The following is a 20,459-nucleotide window of genomic DNA, read 5'->3' as shown; positions in this document are numbered from 1 at the left end:
CCCGCGACGACTTCGCTCAGTCCACCTTCACGCTGAACAGCACCGCCCCGGTGGCGCCCGGCGCCAGCGACCCGGTGAAGGACCAGCGCAGCCCGCCGGTGCCGCCCGCCGCTTGGGAGGCCGCACAGGCCACAGCCGGCGCAGGCAAGGCATTGGCCGGCGTGTTCTTGCTGCAGGCGGTGAGCGAAGCCGGCGTGGTGCCGGCCTGCGCGGCCACGAAGCTGGTGTATTGCGGCGTCGTGTCGTTGACCGTCATGCCGGAGATCGGCGTGGTTCCGTTGTTGGTGTAGGTCACACGGTACTCCAGGGTCTCGCCCGACTTGGCCTGGTTGTTCACGCCGAAGCCCGCGCCCTGCGTGACGTTGCGCACTTCCTTCTTGAGTTCCAGCGCGCTGTTCGACACGGTGGTGGTGTCCAGCACCGTGTAGCTCGCGCTCAGCGCGGGCCCGGCGTTGGTGAAATCGAAGCTCGCCTGCACCGTGCTCTGGTTGTTGCTGCCGTTGGCCGCGTTGGCCGGAATGAACTCCTGCATCACGATGCAGACGTTCTGCCCCGCCACCACCGTGAGCGGTGCCGAGGGCGGATACAACAGCGCGGCGCCGGGCTGCTGCGCGCCGGTGCAGCCGGTGTCGGCAAAGATCTTGCCGCTCCAGCCGCTCACCGCCGGCGTGTCGACCGAATTCGAGATGCCGAAGCGCAGCGTGCCGCCGGTGCGCGCGATGAAGGTGTGGGCATAGCTCACGGTGCTGCCGGGCATGCCGCTCTTGGCGCCGTCGGCCGCGAAGGTGTTGCGGTCCACGTCGCCGAAATTCAGGCCGGCGTGGCCGGTGCCGTTCCAGGTGAAGGCGATGCGGTCGGGCGTGCCGGTGCGGGTGTAGGTGTAGCTCGTGCCGCCGCCCGCCACCGCCGAGCCCGAGGGCAGCGCCACGCTGCCGAACGAGGCGCCGGTCGACAGGCGCGATGCGGTGTTGGTCTCTTCCACGCACAGCGGCGCATTGGCGGCGGTGGCAAAGGGCACGTCGAGCGCGTAGTTGCCGGCGCCGTCGGTGGTGGCGCTCGAGAGCACGGTGGCCGCGCAGTTGGTCAACCGCACGCTCACGCCGGCAATGCCGCCTTCGGTGCCGTTGATGCGCCCGTCGTTCGCCACGCCCGAGCCTGTGCCGTTGTCGAGGAACACGCGGCCCGTCACGCTGAAGCCGAAGCTGTTGACGAAGGTGCAGGTGATGTTGGCGCCGGCCACCATGTTGGCCGCAGGAATCGTGAGCTCGTTGCCCGCCAGCGTGCCGAAGGGCACGGTGGGCGTGGCGCTGGAAGCATCGAGGCAGCTCGCGCTGACCGGGTTGGCGGGCCAGCCGGCGGGCGAGCTTTCCTTGATCTTGGCCAGCTGGCCGGCGGTGCCGGTCAGGTTGGCCGCGCCGTTGGCGGTGCCGGCGCCGGTCACGGTGATGCTGTCGGTGGCGGCCGAAAGCCCGCTGAGCGCGAAGCCGAACAGGTTGGCGCCGGTGCCGCCGGTGGTGGTCTTCACGATCTGCACCCGGGGGAACGGCGGCGTGAAGGTGTTGGTGAAGGTGCAGGCGATGTTGCTGCCCGCCGCGGTGGCGGCCGCATCGAGCGTCACCCTGCGGTTGGGCAGGTCGGGTGTGGCGGTGCCGCCTGCGCCGAGGCCGGTGCAGCTCACGCCGGTGAGCGCGTAGTTGGCGGGCAGCGGGTCTTCGGTGATGGTGGTGGCCACGCCGGGTGCGGTCAGCGTCTGGATCGCGCCCGCGACCGCGGTGCCGGCCGTCACGGTGGTGATCGTCTGCGCCGCGAGGCCGTTGGTGCCGGTGAAGCCGAACGGACCGACGCCGCCGTTGCTCACCTTGCTGATCGTCACCGTGGCCGAGGCGGCGTTGGTGAAGGTGCACACCAGCGGCCGGCCGTACTGCACGCTGGCCGCGGGGATCGTGTAGGTGCGCGCATCGGCGCCGCTGCCCAGGCTGCCGACGGGCGTGCCGGCATCGGTGCAGGTCGCGCCCGCCAGGTTCCAGCCCGGCACCGCCGGCTCGGCGATGGTGATCGCGGCGCCCTGCGTCGTGGCCGAGAAGGGCTGCGTGCCGGCGGTCGCGGTGCTGCCGTCGACCTGCACCGCCGTGCCCGCTGCCACGGTGCTGACCACGCCGTTGGTCTGGGTGGTGTTGCTCAGCGTGAAGTTGAAGGGGCCGCCGGCGCCGCCGGTGGTGGTCTTCGACAACACCACGGTCGGCGGCGCGCAGACCGCGGTGGTGGTCGCCTGCGCGAGGAAGCCTTCGGCGTTCGCTCCGCTCTTGATGTGCACCACCACCGTGTTGCTGCCGGCGCGCCAGTTGCTCGCGAGCGTCGCGCTCGCCTGCCGGCCCGGATCGAACCCCCGGAAGTTGTAGGGATCGCCGCCGCCCTGCGGCACGCCGGGCACGGTCTGCAGCACGCCGTTGACGAACACTTCCGCCACCGAGTTGTCGGAATAGAAGTCCAGCTTCAGCGAGAAGGTCGCCGGGTTCACCGAGGCCGCCATGTTGAAGGTGAAGCGGTGGTAGACGTCGACGTTGCCCGTGTGGTTCGGGTTGTAGTTCGAGTTCCAGTTGGCGTTGCCGAACGGCGAGTCGATCCACGCACCGGGCGCCTTGTTGCCCACGTAGGCGCGCTGCCACGAGCTCACGGTGCCGGGGCCGCCGCTGGCAGCGCCCTCGCCCGATTCCCACACGGTGTCGCGGCCGCTGGTGAGCGGCGGTCCGTTCGCGCCGTTGTAGGCGGTGTTGAAGATCGCTGCGTTCGAGAGGCAACTCACCAGCGGCGGAACCGGCGGCGAGGTGGTGCCGGTGGCGCCGGTGTTGGTGAAGGTGCAGACCAGGTTGGTGCCGGGCACCGTGGCCGCGGCATTGAGCGTGAGCGTGCGGCCCGAGAACGTGGCGGTGCCGCCGGACGGCAGGCCCGTGCAGGAGGCGGCCGTCAGCGTGTAGCCCGCCGGCGGCACGCTTTCGGTGATGGTGGTGGCGGTGCTCGCGGCGGTGAGCGTCTGCGTCGCCGCGCTGGCGGCGGTGCCGGCCACGGTGGTGGTGATGCTCTGCGCGGCCAGGCCGTTGGTGCCGGTGAAATCGAAAGTGCCGACGCCGTTGGTCGAGATCGCGCGGATGGTCACGGTCGGCAGCGCCAGGAACCGGTACGTCTGCGGGCTCGGCAGGTAGCTGCTGCCGCTGGCCGTGAAGGTGCCGCCCAGTGCCACGCCGCCCAGGGTGACTGCGGTGGTGCTGTAGCTCCCGGCCTCGGTGGTCGTTGCCGTCACCTGGCAGGTGCCGGCGGCGCTGGTGGTGCAACTTCCCGCGGCGCCCTCGGCGCCGCCGTTGAAGGCCACGTCGGGCGTGGCGCCGAAGTTCACGACCACGCCGGCGCCGACCGGGTTGCCGCTCGCGTCGCGCACGAAGACCTGCAGCACATCCTGCGCTGTGCCGTTGGCCACCTGGTTGTCGGTGACCACGCGCAGGCCCGACTGGGCGGCGCTCGGCGTGCCGGCCACGAAGCTGTAGCTCGCGGGGCTCGCGCCGTAGCTCTGGCCGTTCGCGGTGAAGACGCCCGTCAGCGCGCCGGCCGGAATACTGACCGCGCTGCTCTTGGTGCCGGGCACGGTGCTGGTCGCGGTGACCTGGCAGATGCCGTTGGCAGCGGTGGTGCAAGTGCCCGCCGCGCCCACGGCGCCGCCATTGAAGGCCACGCCGGTGGTGGCGGCGAAGGTCACGACAGTGCCGGCCACCGGGTTGTCGGCCGCATCGCGCACGATGGCTTCGAGCACGTCCTGCGCGCTGCCGTTGGCCACCTGGTTGTCGGTGGCGGTGCGCTCGCCCGAACGTGTCGGCACGGCAGCCCCGGTCACCACGGTGGTGGCGGCGCTGGCGCAGCTCACCGTGGTGTTGGAGACGCACGCCGCGCCCGGCGCCGTGGCCGGCGTTCCGCTGCCCGCCACGTTGGTGTTCGCGTAGTTGGTGAGCACCGTGCCCGCGGCCACCAGCGGCGCCGTGGCATTGAGCGTGAAGCTGCGCACGCCGCCATTGACGGGAATGCCGGCGGCCGGCAGTGTCACCGTGCAGGTCAATGCCGCACCGGCGGCGCTCGGCATCGCGCCGCAACTCACGGAAGTGACACCGGTGCCCGCGGCCACCGAGGTGGCGATCACGCCCGGCGGAAGCTGCTCGCGCACGACCATCGACGTGCCGCTGGTCGCAGGACTGGTGTTGGTCAGGCTCAGGACGTAGGCGATGGCCGCGCCCGGCGCCACGGTCGCCGGCGCCGTCTTGCTCAGCGCGACCGACAACGGCGCATTGAACTGGATCACCACCTGGCCGTTGCCGCCGCTGGCGTCGCCGCCACCGCCCGTGCCGATGCCGCTCGCGTAGTGGGTGTCGCCCGTGCCGGCCGCCGCGCCGCCGCCATTGTTGGACGTCGAGATCGATCCCGCCGTCGAGGTCGTGCTGGTGACGCCGCCGACGTAGCCGGAGCCGCCACCGCCCATGCCGTTGGGCGAACTTCCCTGGCACAGCCCGCCGCCGCCGCCGAAGTAGCCGCCGCCGCCACCGCCGCCGCCTTCGTTCTGGTTCTCGTTGGTGGAGCCGCCGTTGCCGCCCTGCAGCGCGGAGCCGGCCGTCGGTGCGCCGAGGTTGCAGGTGCCGCCCGAGCCGGCCGCGCCGCCCGCCGCCTGGGTGCCGGGCCGCCCGCTGGCGGCAACGCCGTCGTCGCTTCCGCTCGCGCCCCCGCCGCCGCCGCCGGCAGGCGTGCCCACGTCTCCGCCCGGCGACGAGCCACCGCCGCCGCCGGCAATGAGGCGCGCGTTGCCCTGCGTGTAGGTCGTGGTGGCGAACACGCCCGACAGGCCGCCGCCGCTCGAGCCGATCGCCGTGGCCTGCGAGGTGCCGCCCGCGCCGCCGCCGCCGTAGGTCGTGGAGGTGTCGTTGACGCCGCCGCCCTCGCCCACGCGAACACCGAGCGCGGTGCCCGCCGCCACCGTCAGCGTGCCGGAGGCGAACCCGCCGCCGCCACCGCCGCGCTGCGTGGGGAAGTAGCTGCTGTTGGGTCCGCCGCCGCCGGCGCCCCAGGCCTTGATGAACACCGAGGTCACGCCGGTCGGCACGGTGAAGGTCTGGTCGCCGCCGGAGTAGGTCACCCGCACGCACGAGTTGTAGCCCGCTTGCGGCGTGCACGTGGCCTGCGCGGCCCGCGCCGGTGCCGGCGTCAGCAGCAGTGCGAGCAGCGTCCAAAGTGCGGCGAGCGCCAGCACGGCGCGCGCGCGCAGGGCGCTCGAAAAAAGGAATTGAGTCATCTGTCCTGCCATGCCGGCCGAATCTTTTCTTGTCATGGGCGGGCTGCCGCGTTCGCGTTCGCAGCGCCTGCCGAGGGGAAGCCGAGCCCCGTCTCGTCGAACTTGAAGCGCAGGCGAATGTACGCGCCCTTGCTGGTGTATTCGTTGGCGGTGAGGTCGCGGTCCTTGAGGCCGACGACGTTGTAGCCCACCGAGACCCACAGGTTCGTCATCGCCTGGTAGCCCACCTCGACGCCCAGCGTCTTCTGCAGCGCGCCGCCCTTGCCGTACAAGAGGCCGGCCTGGATGCCGAAGTCCCAGTCCTTGTCGATGTCCTGCGTGTAGCGCGCCTGCAGCAGGTGCGCCCAGTAGGTGCTCTTGAGCCAGCCGTCGTCGGCGCGCGACCACTTGGCCGCGTAGCGCCCGTTGATCACGGTGCCGGGACGCGGGTTGTAGTTGAGGTGGGCCGAGACGATGTCGGCGCTCGTGCTGCCCGGCAGGCTCGCATTGCCCGAGCCCGAGCCGAAGACGCTCGCGCCGTCGAGCGCGCCGGTCGAGCTGCCCGTGCCGACCACGCGCTCGGAACGGCGCTCGTAGCGCATCAGCGCATTCCAGCTGTCGGTGTCGACGGGGCGGTAGGCCAGGCCGACCTGGTGGCGCGCGAGGTGATGTTCGTTGCCCGCGTTGGTGCCCTGCCCTTCGCTGTCGCTCATCACGCTGCGTGCGAGCAGGCTCCACGCGCGGTCGATCTTGTAGCCGAAGCCGGCGCTGAACAGTCGCGTGTTCGCATCGTCGCCGCGCCGGCCTTCGAGCACGCCGCTCGCCTTGATGCGCTCGGTGCCGTACTCGACGCCGCCGGTGATGGCCGTCGATTGGCCGAGGCCGCCCGAATAGCCCGTGCCGGTGTTGCCGCTGTTGGCCAGGCCGCCGAGCTGGCGCGTGTGCTCGATGCCACCGGTCAGGCGCCACTGGTCGTTGAGCTTGAAGGTGTTGCGCACGCCGGTCGCCGCCTGCGCGGCCCGGCCGTCGATGCTGTCGGCCAGCCGGTATTCGCTGTAGACGCGGCCGCCTTCCATGTAGCTGCTCTCGATGCCCAGGATGCCGACGTTGTTCGAGCCGGTCGTGCCGAGTTCGTCCTGGTTGTAGAGGCTGGAGACCAGTTCGTAGCGGCCGTAGATGCGCGTCTTGTCGGTCACGGCGTAGTTGCCGCCGATGGCCAGCACATGGCGATCCGATTTGCGGATGTCCTGCTCGCCCTCGACGAACACGTTGGCCTGCGGCAGGCCCGGCACCTGGGCCGAGATGCGCGCGCGAATCGTGGTCAGGTCTTCCGCATTCGCGTTGGCGGTGGCCGCGGCGCCCAGCGCGGTGACGTTGCCCGCACCCACGCCGCTGCCGAGGTTGCCGCTGTAGGTCGAGATCTGGCCGTAGTCGAAGCCGGAGCTGGTGCCCAGGCCCGCGCCGCTCTGGCCGTGGCGCAGGCCCACTTCGGCGACCAGTTGCTCGCCGACCTTCTTCTGCACGCTCGCGGTGAAGCCGCGGCGGCTGCCGCCGAGCAGCGCGTCCTGGCTGAAGAGCGCCTCGCCGCGCAGCGCGGTGCTGGTGTCGATGCGGTACTCGGCGCGCGCCGACGCTTCGGTGCGCCCGGCCGAGAAACTCGCGCCGGGGTTGTCGAAGCCGGTGCTGGTCTTGTTGGCCAGCGCCACCACGGCAAGGTCTTCGGTCTGGTGGCGCAGCTCCACGCGGCCGCCGCTGCCCTTGCCGTTCTTGTCGGACTCGGTGCGCACCCACTCGCCGGCCATGGTGGTGTTCTCGCCAACGCGCGCCACCGCGGTGAGCGCGCCGAGCTTGCGGCGGTTCTCGGGGTTCTCGTCGGTGCTCGCGACCACGCCCAGTTGCAGGTTGTCGGTCACCTTCACCTGCACGTCGGTGCCGGCCACGTTGAACTTCGGCCCGCCGGCATCGACCTCGTAGGTCACGCGGATCGACTGCGGATTGAGGTTCGCATCGACCGAGGAGATCGCATGCGTGAAGAGGATGCGGCGGGTGAGCGGCTCGATGGTGTAGTCCACGAAGCGCGCCACCGTCGTGCGCTGCAGTACCAGGTCGGGCTGGTTGCGGTCGCGCACCACCACCTCGACTTGCTCGCTGTTGTCGACGAACTCGCCTCCCGTGGCGCTCAGGTAGTACGGGCCCGAGGTGCCGACCGCGCGGAACTCTTCCACCTGCTGCGTCTGCGCGGTGCGCGAGAAGAAGCTGGTGGCGCGCACGTTGCCGTCGTCGTAGACGTGCTTCAGGCCCGTGAGCGCGCGGTTGTTCTGGCTCAGGTTGCGCACCTCGGTGCTGCTGGCGGTGGTGAAGTCGCCGTACAGCAGGTAAGAGCGGTTCTTGTCGATGCGCACGTAGAGCTTCTGCGTGCTCTGCGCGTCGAAGCCCTTGACCGACGAGTCGCCGTACACCGGATAGAACTCGTCGGGACGGATGTCGCGGAACAGGCGGTCGTCGCGCGTCTTGGCCGAGTCGTAGGCGGCCGTGAGCAGGTACTCGCCCTTGACGGTGCCCTTGAAGAAGAAGGCGCTGCGGGCGGCCGCGCGGCGGTTGTTGCTTTCGTCGGCCAGGCCGGTGAGCTCGGCCTCGAAGGCGGCGCCGGCAGGCATCGCGCCCAGCGGCACGCCGCCGCGCCTGGTGAGGTCGAGCACGCCTTCGACGATGCCCACGCCGATCATCGGCCGCATCTCGGGCAAGAGCGCGAGGCGCACTTCCTTCACGAAGCTGCCGGCCGTCACGCGCAGGCGCGCATCGCCGGGTTCGCCGGGCGGCAGCAGGCGGAACTCGGCCGCGCCACCTTCCATGAAGACCTGCGTGCCCGGCTCGGCGGGGTTCAGGTCTTCGTCGAGCCAGCGGCCGCGGTCGGTTTCCAGCGTGAGCTGGGTGCGCGCGGTCACGGGCACGCCGGCGGCATCGGTCAGGCGCACCTTCACGATCACGGGCGTGCGCAGGTCGGCCTGCGCGGACGCGGGCAGCTCGACCTGAATGGCACCGAGCTTGTCGGGCGCGACCACGGTGATCTGCTGCGCGGTGCCGCGCGCGTTGCCGAACGGGTCCATGCCCTCCAGCAACAGGCGGTTGGCGCCGGGCTGCAGCACCACGCCGATGTATTCCCAGGCGCCGAGCTTCTTCGCATCGAGCTGGGTCTTCTTGCCGACGCGCCGCTCCTCGATGACCTTGCCGTTGACGGTGAGGCGCAGCGCGAGGCCGGCCTCGCCCTTCACGCGCACATTGACCGACTGGGCCGGCAGCGTGTCGCCGTCCTTCAGGTCGATGAAGCCGAGGGCGTTGCCTTCGATCCGCGGTAGCAGTGCTTCGAGTTCGACCGGGCTGGGCACGGCCTGCGGCAGCAGCGGGTTGGCGCGCGGCGCGAGCATCTGGGTGCTGGTGTTGACCGGCCGGCTGGCGAAGGCGCCCACGCCTGCGGCACCACCGCCCGTGGCCGAAGCGCCCTGCGCGTTGGTGGGCAGGCCGTTCAATGCCGCGAACAGGCTGCCGGCGGGCGTGGGTGCCGGCGCGGCGCTGGCGCCGAGCGTGCCGCTCGCCGTGCCCGATGCGCCATTGACGAAGCTGCTTGCGCCCGACGGTGCCACCGGCATCGAGATGAGCGGTGCCGAGTTGGCGAGCGTGGAGCCGGTGCTGCCGGTGCTGCCCGTGACCGACGACTGGCCGCTGGCAGGCAGCGAGCGCACGTCGCCCACCGGCACGATGCGGCCTTCGGGGTCGAGCCGCATGCGCACCTGTGCTTCGGCTTCGGTGTCGGGAATGGCGGCAATGGCCGCGCGGCGCGCGATCACGTCGTTCATCACGTCGGGTGCGTCGCAGTTGCCGATGATGAAGTTGGCCTTGTGGAACTCGCCCTTCTTCAGGTCGACGAAACGGCTCTCGGGACGGCCGGCATTGCGGTTGTCGAGCACCGCGAGCTGCGCCCCCCGGGGCAGCGTGATCTGGTCGACGCGCAGCACGTGCGTGAGGGGCTTCAGGCCGTACAGGCTCCACTTGCCTTCCACGTCGGTGATGACGTGGGTGCCGTCTTCCATGTAGAGGCGCACGCCCGGCACGCCGATTTCATCGTCGCCTTCTTGCCGTCCGTCGCGCTTGCAGTCCATGTAGACCTTGCCGAACATGAAGGCGTCGTCGGAGAACACGCCGCCGGTCACGCGCACCGTCCAGCTCGCCAGGTTCGACTGCATCGGTCCCGAGTTCGCACGGGCGCGGTTGACCGCATCGCCGTTGGTCGGTGCACCCACGCCGATGCGCACGCGATAGCGCACCGTGGCCGACTGGTCCACGCCCAGCTTCAGCGCCGGGTAGTCGAAGAACAACTGCGGGCCCGCGCCGCCGACCGGATCGACCGCGGCCGAGCCGTTCAGGCGCACGCTCTTCGCCACATAGGCAAAGCCTGGCGGCAGCGTGTCGGACAGCCGCACGCCGGTGACCGGAAAGCCCGTCTTGTTGGTGACGACCAGGGCGTAGTCCATGAAGTCGCCGAACTCGGCCTGGCGCTTGCTGCCTTCCTTGCGCAGCACCAGCCCGAGCACGTTGCCCGGATCGAGCGGGATGTGGTTGTGCACCACGTCGCAGGCGGCGCCCGCGGCATCGAGGCCTGCGTTGACCGAGAAGTAATGGGTGGTCGCATCCGCCAATTGCGGCGCGCCGGCATTGGGCACGATGGCGCCGCAGCGGCTGAAGGTGCCGGCCGTGGCCGGGATGAGCTGCGACGGCGCCACGTAGCCGCTGCCCGCGGGCGGCACCACGCCGATCGCGTAGGTGCAAGAGCCGGTGACCGGCGGCGACTGCAGGTAGAACTGGTAGCCGCCGTCGGCGCCGGTGACCATCGAGATGCTGCCGTTGGCATTGACCGTGTACAGGCCCGACGCGCCGCCGTACAACTGGTCCGTGGTGATCGGCGTGACCGCCCCGCTGCTGCACGACTGGCGCGTGAAGGTGACGACCGCGCCGGCCACCGGCTCGCGCGTGACCGCGTTGTAGACCACGCCCTGCGGATCGACCAGCAGCGACTGCACCGAGCTCGCGCTCGCCACCACCAGCATGGCCGGCGTGACGTTCACCGTGTTCTGGTCGAAGGCCGCGGCCCAGCCCTTGTTGGTGACCGCCATGCGCCCGCCGATGGCCGCGGGCTTCTGCGTCATGCGCACGGTGAAGGACAGCTCTTCGCTCTGGCCCGGCGCGAGCGCGCGGCTGCCGTCGGTCACGCTCAGCACGGCCTCGGTCGGCAGCTTGAACGGATCGCTGCTCGCCAGCGACTCGCGGTCGCAGCTCGCGCGGCCCGTGAAGCCGGCCGCCGCGTTGAGCACGCCGTTGCGCGCCTTCGGTGGGGCGATCAGTTCCCAGGCGGCCACGAGGCCGTCGGGCTTGTCCATGTCGAAGGTGCAGTTCAGGTTGTCGATGAGCCGCAGGTTCGGCGCCGCGGCCGCGCCGGTGTTGGTCACCTTCAGGTGGTAGTCGAGCTCGTACACGCCCTGCGCCACGCGCCGCGGTGCCGAGGCCGTCTTGACCAGCGAGAGCGTGGGCAACTGCGTGGACACCGGCGTGGGGGAGCTGTCGTTGTTCGGGTTGCCGTCGCCGTCGGCATCGGGGTTGCTGCCGTTGACCGAATCGTCGAAAGCCACGGGCGCGCCGCCCGGCGTGAGCGCACCTTGCGCGCGCGCGGTGTTCAGGAGCGTGCCGGCGCGGCCGCCGACATTGAAGCGCACGTCGAAGCGCACGGTGAACTGCGCACCCACCGGCAGCACCGCGCCGGGTGCGAGCAGGTTCTGCGCACCGGCAGTGCCGTTGAACGCGCTGTTGACGGCGGCCACGGTGCCGCTCACGCCATTGCCCTGGTTGCTCGCGATGGCCAGCGAGCCCGGCACGATCGTGTACTGGTTCGCGGCCGGCACCGCCGCCGGGGTGAAGCTGCCGAACTGCGTGGCGCCGCTGCCTTCCATGAGGTCGGCCACCTGCACGCCGTAGAGCCACACGGCACCGTAGTTGCGCACGTTGACGCTGAAGCTCACGGTGGCGGTGCCGTCGAGCTGGCCGTCAGCGCCGTGGTTCATGCGCGGCGTCGAGGCCGCCTTGGCGACGCCGATGCGGTTCTGGCTCGAGGTGATGACCACCGTGTTCGAGGGCGACACCGCCGGCGCCACGCCGTCGTTGTAGTAGCCCTGCGCGGTGTTGCGGATGTCGCCCGTCTGGTCGGCCTTGACCTGCACCGCGAACTGCATCGCGATCGACGCATTGCGCGCCAGCGGTGCCGGCACGCCGATGGCCACTTCGACGGCCGAGGCGTCGTCCACGGTGCGATAGCTGAAGTCCGCATCGCCCGGCAGGCGGAACAGCCGCACCGCGCCGGCCGCCGTGCTCTGCAGGCTGCCCGCGATGTAGCGCGTGCCCGCGGGCACGAGGTCGCGCACCAGCAACAGGGCGGTGGGCGTGCCGTTCACCAGCACCGGCGTGCCGGCGGGTGCGGCGGTGTTGCCGGGGCGGGCGTCGCGCGCGCCGATGTTGGTGCCGGATACCGTGAAGTCGATGCGCGTGCTGCCAGGAACCACGAGACCCGGATAGCTGGCCGACTTGGTGAGCGCAAGCACCGCCACGTTGCCCGCGGTGACGGTGTCGCGGTTGACGGCGCTGAGCTTCTGCAGCGCGGTGGTGGCGCTGAGCACCACGCAGGCGCTGCCGGTGGCCGTGGCGGGCACGGTGCCCTGCACCAGCAGCGCCGCGGTTTCGCCGGGCTGCAGTGCGATTGCGCCGGCGGTGCCCAGCGGCAGCACCGGATCGGCCGCATCGACCACGCCGTTGTTGTTGCTGTCGCGCACCACGCGCAGCGCCGAGAGATCGAGCGCATCGGCCGGACAGCCCGCACCGTTGTTCGCCAGGCCGATGGTGTAGCTCGACGGCACGTTGCCGGTGTTGGTGAGCAGGTGGCTCAGCGTGACGACGGTGGCCGGCGGACGGTCGACCGACTGGTCGTGCGTGAGCACCAGCGCCTCGACCGGCAGCACGCTGGCGACGACGCTGTTGGAGCTCGAAGTCTCGGTCTGCGCAAGGCCGGCCGGCACGTAGGTGGCTGTGGCGACGTTGCGCAGCACGGTGCCGCCGGCCGGCGCCGCGGCGTGCGCGACGGGTCCGGCGACCGTGCAGCACAGAACCGCCATCGCAGCGACGGCAGCGGCCATGCCGCCTCGCCATTGCTGCGAGCGGGTGCTCAGGTACGCCAGAAGAAATTGCACGCCACGAACCTTCCGTCGGCCCCTCGCACGCGGCGCGAGCCGTCAAAACTCGAAAAAAACTTTTTCCTCTGCCGCCTGCAAATACAGGTGCGGTTGCGTGCTGCTTTGTTGGAAGCGGCAAGGGAAAAAGGCGAAGCGAGCCGATGCGGCAGCGCCTCGCGAAAGCCGGCGGACCGCTAGGCCCGCCGGCGACTCAAACCCTTGTCGTTACTGGTTGATCTTCACGGCGAAGGTCAACGTGGCCGTGCCGCTCGGGGCCACGGAATTGCTGGCGCTGCCGCAGCTCACCGCGGTGGCGGTCTGCGCGTAGACGAGTGCCGTACCGGACACGCCGGTCGAGGTGCACTGCGTTGCAGCCGTGGGTTGCGTGGCGCTCAGCGAGGTGTACGCAGGCACTGCATCGTTGATCGCGATGTTGGTGACCGGCGAGGTGCCTTCGTTGGTGGCGACGACCTTGTAGACGATGCACTGGCCCGGCTTGAGCGACAGCGGCGCTGCCGCGAATGCGCCATCCGCCGTGCCATCGCAGGCGACGTCGGCAGCCTGCGTCTTGAGGACGCGGATCTGGCCGGTGATCACGGTGCTGATGTCGGTGGCCGACGGTGCGCCGCAGCTCGCGGGGCCGCTGAAGGTCGCGGTCACGGTCGTGGTGTCGGTTGCGCCGGCGCTGGCGCCGCCCGGTGCGAACACGCGCACCAGCAGCTTCTGCGATGCGCCCACGGCCAGCGGGCCGGCTTGCGGGCCGGTCACCAGCGTGTCGCCCGCGTCGATCTGGCCGTCACCGTTGACGTCCAGGTAGATCGCGGTGGTCCAGCCGAGCGAGGCGTCGGCCGCCGGCACGGTGGCCGTCAGCGTGTACGCACCGCAGCTCTGGTTGCCGGTGTTGGTCAGCGTGTGCGGATACACCACGGTGCCGCCCGGTGCGAGCTGGCCGCTGTTGTTCGGCGTGAGCGTGGCGCTCGACACCAGTGCGGCGGTGACGGTCACGGCGTCGGTCTTCGTGTCGGACACGATCACACCGGTCGAGGCGACGGCGGTGGACTGCACCTGGAAGTAGACCTTCTGCGCGGTGACGGGCGACTGCGTGGCAGGCGGCGTCACGCAGGCAGCGACATCGCCTTGCGCGCCGGCATTGACGGCCACGCTGGTGATCGCCGCCGATGCGCAGGTGCCGCCCGAGGCCACGAACTTCACCGTCCAGCCGGTCGGCAGGGTGCCGGGGAAGCTGGTCGACTGGCTGGCTGCCAGGTTGTAGGTGTTGTTGACCGAGTCGTTGTTCTTGACGAACAGCGCGAACACGGTGCCGGTGCCGGCGGCCGTTGCGTTGGTCGTGGTAGGCAGCGGGCTCGGGCCGGGGCCCAGGTCACCGCCGGCCACCGAGCCGGTGCCCGTGCCTGCCGCGGTGTTGGTCAGGTCGACCAGCGAACCGACGACGATGGTCACGCGATCGAGCGTGGCATCGATCTTGGTCGCGTCGCCCGCGGAGCGACCCGTCACCGTGGCAGCGAACGGACCGGCGCCCACTGCCGTGGCGGACGGCACGTTGGCCTGCACCACGATGTTGACGCTGCCGCCGGCCGCGATCGGGCCGGTGTCGGGCACGCCGTCGCCGGTGGTGTCCAGCAGCGGCGTGACGCCGTCTGCCGCGAACAGCACGAAGGTCGTGCCTGCCGGGAACGTGCCTGCCGCCACCGTGAGGTTCACGGTGTCGGTGCCGGTGCCCGCGTTGAACACCGACTGCGCGAACTTGACGCTGCCGCCGGCCACGACCGAAGGACGCGTGGTCAAGTCGGCTGCGGTGGCGTTGGGCGTGCCGGGCGTCGTGTCGACGGCGGTGGCAGCGGTCGATGGGTTGGTACCCACCGCGATGCTGTAGCTCGCCACGACCGTGTAGGCCGACGGGTTGGTGCTCGAGCTCGGCGTGCCGATGGCTGCCGCCGTGATCGTCAAGGGAACGTTGGCCGGCTCGAACTTCGCCACGTTGGTGGTGGTCGAAGTGCCGATCGCCGCGTTGCTGTTCACCAGCACCACGAAGCTCACGGTCTGCGTCACGTTCTGGCCCAGCGCGGCAACCACGGTGTTCAGCGTATTGCCGCTCACCTGGAAGTCGATGCCGGCCGGATCGCCGCCCACGCCGTCGCCCAGTGCCGTGCCGGGTGCGCTGCTCCACACCGCGGAACCCGCGACGTAGGTCATGCCGCTCGGCAGTGCGTCGGACATTGCGAACCTGCCTGGTGCGCCGCCCGTGTTGTTGAACGTGAGCGTGTAGACCGTGTACTGGCAGGTCGCGCTGGAAGCGAGGCCGGCCGACCAGGTCGTGGCGCATGCCGCCGTCGAGCGCGGACCACCGCTGGTCGCGGTCGGCCAGGCGCCATTGCCCGGACCAGCCACGGACGGAATGCCGATCGACTTGGTGACGTTGAACGCCGCGTCCGTCGTCAGCGTGACCTGATCCTTGTCGGCCGCCGAGGTGTTGGGCGCGGTGTACAGCGCCGTGGTACCCGGAGTGGCGGTGATGGTCGCCGTTTCAAAAGCACCGGCGCCGCTGGCCGTGCCGGGGATCGTGTAGGCCACGACGAAGCGGAACACGCCGTTGTTGCCGGCCACGCTCTGGGCGGGCACGCTGCAGACGCCGGCGGCTGCGGCCGTGCACAGCGGGGTGGTGCCGTCGGGCACGCCGTCGCCGTTGGCATCGGCGTAGACCTCGACCTTGGAGAACTTGTCGGCGTCGGCATCGACCGTCAGCGTGAACGTGTCGGTACCGTTGCCGGTGTTGGTCAGCGTGTGCGGTGCATAGACGATGGAACCCGCGGCGCCGACCTTGGTGTTGACGATGGTCGTCGTGACCTGGTTGACCGAGTCGAGCGTGAAGGAACCCACCTGCTGGACCGTGGTCTGGACCAGGTTGGACGTGGCCAGCTGCGTGGTGCCGGCCGAGTCGGAGTAAGTGGCTGAAGCCTGGTTACCGATGACGGTATTGGCAGGCGGTGCCGCGGCCAGGGCGGCTGAGCTTCCGAACAGGAAGCCCAGCGTCAAGGCTGCGGCGCCGGCCCAGGACGCGGTCGGCTTGAAGCCGATGCCGCGCCGGGTTGGCAGGATGGAAATCACGTGGTTTCTCCTCGGTTGTCAAAAAGGCGGTGGGACATGAAAAAACCCGGTTGCCGTGTTTCGTTGCTCGAAATCGCGGCAGCCGGGCTGCACTCGAAAAAATCGGTCGCTGGGGATACGGTGAAAAAGGCGGGGGCGCCGGATCAGCGCTGTGCCGGCGCGGCCGGCGACGTCGGCGCTGCCACCGAGACCTGCGTTGCGGCCGGCGCGACCGTCTCCACCTTGACGCGCGCGCTCACGGCGGTGCTGCCGTTGGCGGGCAGCTGGCCCAGCGTCCAGCGCAGCGACCGGTAGTCGGCATAGGGCACCGGTTCGGTCTTGTTGCCGGCGGCCTTGCGCACGAGCGGCTCGGCGCCGAACACGGCGTCCTTGGCGGCGGCCTGGACCAGGCCCGCGCCCGGCTTGGCGCTGCGCGGCTGGTACTCCAGGCCTTCGGGAATCGGAAGGTCCGCCACCAGGCCGGTGACCGGCTTGCCGGTGTTGTTGGTGTAGACCGCGCGGTACTCGACGATGTCGCCGGGCTTGACCGAGCTGGCATCGACCAGTTGCTCCCGGCCCTGCGCGTCCTTCACCACCTTGGACTGGGTGAGGACGACGGCAACGACCTTCTTCTGGCCGGCCTCCAGGGTGGGCGCGGACTGGGCTGCGGCGGTGGCGGCGAAGCCGCTGAGTCCGGCGAGCAGGAGCGCGCACGCCCCCAGGCTCGAGAGGCGACGGCGGGACAGGATTTTTTGAGTCAGTTTTTTAATGGACATGGTTGCTCCAGATTCAAGACACACAGGACTCCACCTCCAGCCCACGGCCGGTGATGAATTGAGCGGCTCGGGCCGCGGGAGAAAGCACCGGCTTTGCAAAGGCCGGTATTCGGAAGAGCGATTGACACCCGCTTTCGAACTGCTTCGAAATGGACGCCACCCTCGGGACTGTCGCGATTTCTCTGTCGCTGTCAGTCCGGTCTCATGTTGTTAACCCATATTTCTTATGGTTACCAAGTGTATTGTAAATGAGTAATTTGGTATCAATCTGAGCCGACAATCGTTGATGTGAAACAACAGTCTCGATTCCAACAACCGCAAGATCCCCAACCCGCATGTGCCCGAAAAACGGGTCGCGCGGCAATTGCGACAGGTAGAGGAATTCGGGTCAGCCCCGCGTTTGAATGAGTCTTGGCGGCGCCCGCATCGATCAAGACTGTTTGAAGATATTCAGAACGTAATCAACAAAAGTCTTGATCTTTGGCGAGTGGCGGCGCGACGGTAAATAGACAAGATTGATTTCCTGCGGCGTCAATTTCAATGCCGGGAGCACCGCCGACAACGCGCCGCTGTCCAGGTGCGATCGGGCCAGCGACAAGGGAACGAGGCCGATGCCTTTGGCGGCCAATGTGAGTTTCAGGATCAATTCCAGGTCGTCCGACTGGAAGACGCTCTCCACGTTCAGCCGATGGGTCTTTCCCGTGATCGAGAGGCTGATCTCCTTCTTGCGTCCTTCGATTTCGCTGACCAGGAAGGCGTGCGGAGCCAGGTCCGACACGCTCTCGATCGCTTGGCGCGGCGCAAGGTAGTCCGATGTGGCGCACAGCACCATCGGCTCGTTCTTCAGATGGCGCGCCACCATCTCGTCGCAACCCTCGCGTCCGCGGCGGATGGCCACGTCGGCCTCGTCGCGAAACAGGTCGGCCCGGTCGTTGCCCGTCTCGACCACGACCTCCAGTTGCGGGTAGGCCGACATGAAGTCAGGCAGATGCACCCCCAGCAGTTCCCTGCCGTAGTAGTGGGGGGCCGCGACGCGCAGCCGCCCCGCCAGCGTGCCTGCGCCTGAAGACAAGCTCAGCATGACGTCGTCCAGGATGGTCAGCACCTGCCCGGCCGCCACCAGGAACTCCCGACCCTCTTCCGTGAGCGCGAACCGTGTGGAGCCGCGATGCAGCAGCTGGTGCCCGACCATCGCTTCGAGCCGCTGGAGTTGGCGCGAAGCCGACGCCTTGGGCACGCTCAGGGCATCCGCCGCCGGCGTCAATCCTCCGAGTTGGGCGGCCTTCGTGAAGAGCCGCACATCGGACAAAGAAAAGTCTCGCATCTTCGGCTCGGAGGTCCGTTTGTTTGTTTTTCCGTGAAACATTCCTGCGGCTTGAGAGCATCTGTGCTGCGCCGCGGGGCCAGGGAGTCCAGGGTTTTCCAGGAAACCTTTGGTTCACATTCTCAAACGAAGAGCCTGCAACTGTTAACATTTGTCACAGCAAATTCAGGAAGTAGCGGGAATAGTTCACCTTTTTTCGACAAACGTGCAGGCGTGCGAAGGGCTCCGATGTCCGCCACTGCAGCCGTCTTGCGAACAGGATTACTGCGGCTCCGGTTCCCTGAGCAAGCGGCGGCACCTTCTGTTCGGCCGCCTCGGTCAAATCGCAGTTTTCAAGGTGGAGCGATGCAGATGAGCGGCAGTTTCAGCGAACGATTGAACGAGCTCGCGGCAAATGCCGACCGGGGGTGGCAGGCTGATCTGGCGCGGCACTGCGGCGTGTCGCGTCCCGCGATCTCGAACTGGCTGTCCGGCCGCAACAACGGCATCAACTCGTCGTATCTGTTTGCCATCGCGGACTACTTCCGTGTCCATGCGCGGTGGCTGGCGACAGGTGACGCGCCCAAGTGGGCAAAGCGCCCGACGCGACTCTCGGAGACAGTCCAGCTGCCCGTGGGCGAGGTGCTGACCAAATTCGACGAGGTGGCCTTGCGAGGAGCGAAGCTCACGCAAGCAGAACACGCCGAACTCCACCTCTGGTTGATTGGCTGGCAATCGAGGCTGTCCAGGGTGATCGACGCGCCCACCGACCTTGAACAGGAAGACCTCGTCCAGGGGCTCTGAGTCCGGCTGGCAAACAACCGCTAGGGCTGGGCCCTGCGCGCAGATGTGCATTCGCGAGATAGCCAGGCGTACAGGCCTGCCTCGCAACCCCGTCAAGAAGTGCCTGAGAGCCGGCGACGAAGAGCCGCGTGCGCAGTGATGCAGCGTCCATAGGCTTTCGCCCGCCTGGCGAAAGTCGGAACCTGACTGCGACCGTTGGGGGGGCGAAATGGCGACGCACTTCATGACGGCCAGCCGCATCAGGGAATCTACGGATATATGATTCCCCGAATGGTCTTGATTGCGTGCATTTTTTGTATACAAATAACGCACTCGATATGTGGCGCGATATTTGCGTCGAAAACGGGCTTCATCTTCCCAACACTTGCACGAGGAAAAGACCATGAGCACAGTTGTGAGCCACGCCCCCGCCGGGGCCAGCGAAGCGGGCCTTGCGCCGCACGCGGAATCGAACGCCCTCATCAAGCCCGGCTACGACCCGCGCCTGACCAACGAGGACCTCGCGCCGCTCAAGAAGCAGACCTGGGGCCAATACAACATCTTCGCGTTCTGGATGTCCGACGTGCACAGCGTGGGCGGCTACATCACGGCCGGCAGCCTGTTCGCGCTGGGCTTGTCGAGCTGGCAGGTGCTGGTGTCGCTGCTCGTGGGCATCGTGATCGTGCAGTTCTTCTGCAACCTCGTGGCCAAGCCCAGCCAGGTGACGGGCGTGCCCTACCCGGTGGTGTGCCGCGCGTCCTTCGGCGTGCTGGGCGCGAACATCCCGGCCATCATCCGCGGGCTGATCGCGGTGGCCTGGTACGGCGTGCAGACCTATCTGGCGTCGGCCGCCTTCATGGTGCTGGCGCTGCACATGTTCCCGAACCTCGCGCCGTACGCCGATGTCGCGCAGCACGGCTTCGTCGGCCTCTCCGCCCTCGGCTGGGTCGCCTTCATGGTCATGTGGGTGCTGCAGGCCTTCGTGTTCTGGCACGGCATGGAAGCCATTCGCAAGTTCATCGACTGGGCCGGTCCGGCCGTGTACGTGGTGATGGCCGTGCTGTGCGGCTGGCTGGTGTGGAAGGCCGGCTGGAGCAAGATCGACCTGAACCTGGGCGGCATCAAGTTCCAGGGCTGGGACGCGCTGCCGGTGATGCTCTCGGCCATTGCGCTGGTGGTGAGCTACTTCAGCGGTCCGATGCTCAATTTCGGCGACTTCTCGCGCTACGGCAAGAGCTTCGACGCGGTGAAGAAGGGCAACTTCTGGGGCCTGCCCATCAACTTCGTGTTCTTCTCGCTGCTGACCGTGATCACCACCGCCGCCACGCTGCCCGTGTTCGGTGAACTCATCACCGATCCGGTGCATACCGTGGGCAAGATCGACAGCACCACCGCCGTCGTGCTGGGCGCGCTGACCTTCATGATCGCCACCATCGGCATCAACATCGTCGCCAACTTCGTCTCGCCGGCCTTCGACTTCTCGAACGTGGCGCCGCAGCACATCAGCTGGCGCACGGGCGGCATGATCGCCGCGGTGGGTTCGGTGTTCTTGACGCCGTGGAACCTCTACAACAGCCCCGAAGTCATTCACTACACGCTCGACGTGCTGGGTTCGTTCATCGGTCCGCTGTTCGGCATCCTGATTGCCGACTACTACATCGTGCGCAAGCAGAAGATCGACGTCGACGCGCTCTACACCATGAGCAAGCAGGGCAAGTACTGGTACAGCGGCGGCTACAACCCGAAGGCGATCCAGGCGCTGGTGCCCTCGGCCCTCGTGCCCATCCTCTGCGTGATGGTGCCGGTGCTGCGCGGTGGCGCGAACTATGCGTGCTTCATCGGCATGGGCCTGGGCTTCGTGCTCTACGTGCTTTTGAACCGCAACAACAAGACTTGAAACACCGAAGAGAAAGAAAGGGCCG

At 68.8% G+C, this 20,459-nt stretch carries 7 protein-coding genes; 2 read left to right on the top strand and 5 right to left on the bottom strand.

Annotation, left to right across the window (positions count from 1 at the left end; all coding sequences use genetic code 11):
- Positions 1-16: 16 nt before the first annotated feature.
- The 5 genes from QFZ83_RS04565 to QFZ83_RS04545 form a co-directional block, all read right to left on the bottom strand.
- A complete protein-coding gene (locus QFZ83_RS04565; RefSeq protein ID WP_307503152.1) occupies positions 17-5,323 on the bottom strand; it encodes an Ig-like domain-containing protein in 5,307 nt (1,768 codons plus the stop codon).
- Positions 5,324-5,355: 32 nt separating this feature from the next.
- Complete coding sequence (locus QFZ83_RS04560) at positions 5,356-12,588, bottom strand: DUF11 domain-containing protein (RefSeq protein WP_307503149.1); 7,233 nt, start codon at positions 12,586-12,588, stop codon at positions 5,356-5,358.
- Positions 12,589-12,795: 207 nt separating this feature from the next.
- The gene (locus QFZ83_RS04555) at positions 12,796-15,696 is read right to left on the bottom strand and encodes a hypothetical protein (RefSeq protein ID WP_307503146.1); all 2,901 of its coding nucleotides are present in this window, start codon (positions 15,694-15,696) and stop codon (positions 12,796-12,798) included.
- A gap of 143 nt (positions 15,697-15,839) precedes the next feature.
- Entirely contained in the window at positions 15,840-16,451 is a 612-nt protein-coding gene (locus tag QFZ83_RS04550; protein ID WP_307503143.1) for a hypothetical protein, read from the bottom strand.
- Positions 16,452-16,881: 430 nt separating this feature from the next.
- Complete coding sequence (locus tag QFZ83_RS04545) at positions 16,882-17,817, bottom strand: LysR family transcriptional regulator (RefSeq protein ID WP_234974815.1); 936 nt, start codon at positions 17,815-17,817, stop codon at positions 16,882-16,884.
- Between the two features lie 309 nt (positions 17,818-18,126).
- Here QFZ83_RS04545 and QFZ83_RS04540 point away from each other — a divergent pair, with 309 nt between their 5' ends.
- Positions 18,127-18,558: a helix-turn-helix domain-containing protein gene (locus QFZ83_RS04540; RefSeq protein ID WP_307503140.1), complete on the top strand. Its 432-nt coding sequence runs from the start codon at positions 18,127-18,129 to the stop codon at positions 18,556-18,558.
- Between the two features lie 382 nt (positions 18,559-18,940).
- The gene (locus tag QFZ83_RS04535; protein ID WP_307503135.1) at positions 18,941-20,434 is read left to right on the top strand and encodes an NCS1 family nucleobase:cation symporter-1; all 1,494 of its coding nucleotides are present in this window, start codon (positions 18,941-18,943) and stop codon (positions 20,432-20,434) included.
- Positions 20,435-20,459 lie beyond the last annotated feature (25 nt).

Source organism: Variovorax sp. W1I1 (genome assembly GCF_030815625.1).
GTDB lineage: Bacteria > Pseudomonadota > Gammaproteobacteria > Burkholderiales > Burkholderiaceae_C > Variovorax > Variovorax paradoxus_C.
The sequence above is the reverse complement of the archived record's forward strand: the minus strand, read 5'-3'. Positions and strand labels throughout refer to the sequence as shown.

Excerpts from the sequence above, each read along its gene's own strand:
- QFZ83_RS04565 (WP_307503152.1), bottom strand. The coding sequence starts at position 5,323 with ATGACTCAATTCCTTTTTTCGAGCGCCCTGCGCGCGCGCGCCGTGCTG.
- QFZ83_RS04550 (WP_307503143.1), bottom strand. The coding sequence starts at position 16,451 with ATGTCCATTAAAAAACTGACTCAAAAAATCCTGTCCCGCCGTCGCCTC.
- QFZ83_RS04545 (WP_234974815.1), bottom strand. The coding sequence starts at position 17,817 with ATGTTTCACGGAAAAACAAACAAACGGACCTCCGAGCCGAAGATGCGA.
- QFZ83_RS04540 (WP_307503140.1), top strand. The coding sequence starts at position 18,127 with ATGAGCGGCAGTTTCAGCGAACGATTGAACGAGCTCGCGGCAAATGCC.
- QFZ83_RS04535 (WP_307503135.1), top strand. The coding sequence starts at position 18,941 with ATGAGCACAGTTGTGAGCCACGCCCCCGCCGGGGCCAGCGAAGCGGGC.